2 protein-coding genes and 1 pseudogene are annotated in these 1,636 nt (G+C 30.4%); all 3 read right to left on the reverse strand.

Annotated elements, in window-relative coordinates; translation table 11 throughout:
- On the reverse strand, positions 1-703 hold a 703-nt coding region (locus tag WBN21_RS05925; RefSeq protein ID WP_424198394.1), incomplete at its 3' end, for an endonuclease/exonuclease/phosphatase family protein.
- A gap of 4 nt (positions 704-707) precedes the next feature.
- Entirely contained in the window at positions 708-1,562 is an 855-nt protein-coding gene (locus WBN21_RS05930; RefSeq protein ID WP_424198396.1) for a rhomboid family intramembrane serine protease, read from the reverse strand.
- A pseudogene (locus WBN21_RS05935) lies at positions 1,562-1,636 on the reverse strand (rhomboid family intramembrane serine protease); the annotation flags it as partial. The pseudogene WBN21_RS05935 and the gene WBN21_RS05930, both read right to left, overlap by 1 nt.

Raw genomic sequence — 1,636 nt, forward strand, 5'->3', positions numbered from 1 at the left:
TTCTTTTAAAAAGTCTTTCGGAATCTTCATTTTTTAAACTTTCAACTTTGGTATTAATTCGTAAAGATTCCAAATGGATATTGTATATTCTTATGGTATCTTTTCCTTTTACAACATCAGCAAAAATGGCATTATTAGGGGTGTTTGGAAATTCTATAGAACCTGAATTAACTATTGGGAATTTTGAAAAAATAGCTTGGCCATATTTCGTTTTCTTACCTGATAGCTTCTCAAACTTATATTTAAAAAAAGATAAATCTATATTTTTATGTGGATGATATTCTTGAACACTCAAAATATCTGGCGATTCCGTTTTTAGAAAATCTACCATTTTAGTTTCTATCCCTTTTTCAGGAATCCATTCATAGAGATTAAAAAGCCTAACATTATAATTCATTACTTTAAAATTATCAGGACTTTCAATTTTTTTGGATGCAGAAAACTTATATAATGAGCCAAAAGAAAAATACCCTATTACAAGCGCCACGAATGAAAGCATAAATTGTTTTTTCAGCCGAATTACCCAATACAAAAAGAAAATTACATTTATAATAATTAAAAAGGATACCCCTAAATTTACTACCGCTAGTATGGAAAATGTTTTAGGTGGTAAAAATGGTAAAACATACGAAAGCAAAAGAAGCACCGCTGCAATGGTATTTATAAAATATATGATTTTATTAATGGAGCTTAGTTTCTTCATCGCGCTACTTCCCTGCTCTAAATAAGAATTCTTTTTCTTCTGATGTTAAACTATCATAGCCACTTTTACTTATTTTATCTAAGATAACATCAATTTTCTTTTGATTATTAAACTGATTAAAATCGGATTTAGTATAGCTATCACCCTTACTTTTGTTTTTATGAACTGTTTTTAAAGGGGCTTTTTTTGAAGATTTGAAAACACCTGTTATACTATCCACAAACTTTTCAAAACCTTTTCCAATATCTTGCCCTTTAATTAATTGTTTTGCGTAGAAATACCCCAGAAGAGCGCCACCTAAATGTGCTAAATTCCCGCCTGCATTATCTCCAAATAATCCTAAAACATCTAAAAGTACAATGACTGCTCCAACATACCAAAGTTTCAAATTGAAGGTAAAAAAACGAATGTCTTGATTAGGCATGTAAGCACATAGAAAAATAAACAAGGCTCTTACTGCTGCCGATGCTCCTAACAACCTTGAACTTCCACCAAAAAAACTAGGAAGCAAGGTATAGCCCAACATAAACAATAGTCCTCCTGAAATAGCCCCAAGAAAATAAATATTCAATGCCATTTTAGTACTAAAAAGATTCAGAAACATACGCCCTAAAAAATACAACCATAGCATATTGAATAAGATATGCAGAGGATCTTCACGCGAATGTAAAAAAGCATAGGTAATTATTGCCCAAGGCTTAGTAATAAATTTCGAAAAATCACTTGGTAATTCAAACCATGTAAAATTCATTCTTAAAATTAAAGCCAATAGAAAAACTACCACATTAATAGCTATAATTTTTTCTAATACATTAAGATTAGAAAGTTTTTCTTTTATGTCTTGTGTAAGTGACGTCATTAATTCCAACGGTTCCTGTTAAACTGATTTTTTTTCCAATACCACATAATTAAAAAACCTGTTAGGGCGCCACC

This window comes from Algibacter sp., from assembly GCF_049667265.1.
Classification (GTDB): Bacteria; Bacteroidota; Bacteroidia; order Flavobacteriales; family Flavobacteriaceae; genus Algibacter_B.